General features: G+C 66.4%; 1 protein-coding gene and 1 pseudogene. Both read left to right on the top strand.

Going from position 1 to position 1,714, the window contains the following annotated elements; translation table 11 throughout:
• Positions 1–132: 132 nt before the first annotated feature.
• A pseudogene (locus tag EOA27_RS35330) lies at positions 133–1,020 on the top strand (hypothetical protein).
• Entirely contained in the window at positions 1,017–1,349 is a 333-nt protein-coding gene (locus EOA27_RS35325) for a hypothetical protein (protein WP_189562270.1), read from the top strand. The pseudogene EOA27_RS35330 and the gene EOA27_RS35325 overlap by 4 nt, the downstream one beginning before the upstream one ends.
• Positions 1,350–1,714 lie beyond the last annotated feature (365 nt).

Raw genomic sequence — 1,714 nt, 5'->3', positions numbered from 1 at the left:
CAGGGTCTATCTCGCCAGCGATCGCGTCGATGCCGAGGAATGGCTGACCCGGCACGGCTATCCGAATCCCGTGCTGGATGAGGTCACGGCGGACCAGATTGCAGCCGATCATGTCGAGGGGAGGGCTGCGTGATGGCTTGTGCTCCTGCAAATTCGAATGCCAACTCCATCTCCGGGTTTCCGGAGGTGGAGTTCGGCCGCAGCGCCGACGGCCTCTTCGTCGCCCGAGCCGGCGATGCGGCGTTCGCCATGCTGCCCGCGAGCGACGGGCGGCACTATCTCGCTACCGGCTGGCGCATCCGCCGTCCGATCGCCGAGTGGACGCGCTTGGATTTCTACGGGCATTCCGGTGAGCTCACCGACGAGGCGGCGTTTCGGGCGAAGGTCGAGGAGAACGCCGAACACCAGCGCGAGAAGCGCGCGCTCGCACGCCGGGAGATCAGGTCCAAGGCGAACACGCCCTGAGGACCGTCGCAGGGCGCCACCGTCTTCGCCGAAGGCGTCATCTGCCATTCGACCGCGGGACATGGCGGATTCCATCTCTCGCCCGAACGCAACGGCAAGGTCCACGCTCATCTTCGTGCGGCGGATGGATTCTATGAGGAAGACGAGTGTTGGGCGATCGTCGCCTTCACCTTCCCGGATCTCTTCACGAGCTTTGAGCGCCGTTCTGCGGAACGCACGATGAAGGACAGCTTTCCGGATGCGTGGGAAGCGATCACGGGCAATGTGCTCGGACCCGGCGAATCCTGGAAGAAGGACGAGCGCGCGTTCCTTGCCGAGCATGCCGCCGACTGGATCGTGGTCTCGGCCATCACGTCGGACAATGAAAAGGGGTTCGTGGAGGTCATCGCCATCCGAGGCGGCAAGCGCGGTCCCGGAACCGAGGAGCGGCGCTTTCTCGTTCCGTCCGAGGAGTACCGCGTCGGCCGCTTCGGCTTCGTCATCGATCCCGAACGCCACCAGGCCTATGACGACCCGTCGAGCTTCGTCGGCTGGCGGGGGAGGCGGGCATCGTGACCTTGTCGCCCGAACGCCGCACCGAGCTCTTCCGCATGGAGGAAGCGCGCAGGCAGACACAGCGCCAGCTCGACATGATCGACCGGCAGATCATCCGGCGCATGACGGCGCTGATCCCGCAATTGCGGCCGCGCCAGTCGGGCTATCGTCGGGGGAGGGCGCCGGACGCCGGGGCTTTCCTCGAGCGCTATCGGTCACATCTTGCCGCCCTGACCGCGGAGCGCCAGCCGGAGATCGATGCCCTCTCCCGAAAGCTCGCACGACAGGATCTTGCGATCGCCAGATTCCTCGAGCGACATGGCGGTCGTCTCAATGGACGCGCAGCGTGACGATCGGCCTGTCTGCCGCAGAATGGGCACGCGCTTCGTCCGGAGGCGCTCAGCAGAATTGTCGGGCACAGGCCGGTTCATTTGCTGGTGACGCAGCTGGCACAATCACAACCAGGCTGCTTGCAAGGCGGTGGGTCACGGCAATCTGCCCCTTCCGTTTCCCGTGTCGATGGTCAGGCCCTTGCCCGGCCTCCCTTCGTTCGATTGCGGTCCTAAACCGGCGGCCGTGCGCTTCAAGGCCGCGTTCCGCGCCGCGGGGCGGCCGGTAGAGCCGCTCTCGGCACGGCGGGCCCGCGTCCGGCGCGAGGGCTGGTCAGCCCTGCTTGGACGCAAACCCACCCTGCTCGACCTGGCCCTCCCGGACC

It is taken from the genome of Mesorhizobium sp. M2A.F.Ca.ET.037.01.1.1 (genome assembly GCF_003998075.1).
GTDB lineage: Bacteria > Pseudomonadota > Alphaproteobacteria > Rhizobiales > Rhizobiaceae > Mesorhizobium.
This window is presented reverse-complemented; position numbering and strand designations above follow the sequence as displayed.